At 39.1% G+C, this 230-nt stretch carries 1 pseudogene; it reads right to left on the bottom strand.

Annotated elements, in window-relative coordinates:
- Nucleotides 1-230 (bottom strand): annotated as a pseudogene (locus AAEY93_RS21210) (cation:proton antiporter); the annotation flags it as partial.

Below are 230 nucleotides of genomic sequence, written 5' to 3'. Positions count from 1 at the left end.
CCCCATAAATGCACCAACCAAAATACCTATAAATATTTGGCTAAATCCAAACACTAACCATGACATTTCATTTTCTTGAGAGCCGGTTTCCATAGCAACTATACTGGCAAAAAATAAAATAACAGGTAATGCCAGTCCGTCATTTAAACCGCTCTCAACTGATAAACTTTGTCGCTCGTTTAAAGGTACGCTCTCATTGCTAACAACCGCTTGACCTAAAGCTGCATCAG

This window comes from Shewanella sp. CAL98-MNA-CIBAN-0140 (assembly GCF_040309905.1).
In the GTDB taxonomy this organism is placed as follows: domain Bacteria; phylum Pseudomonadota; class Gammaproteobacteria; order Enterobacterales; family Shewanellaceae; genus Shewanella; species Shewanella psychromarinicola.
This window is presented reverse-complemented; position numbering and strand designations above follow the sequence as displayed.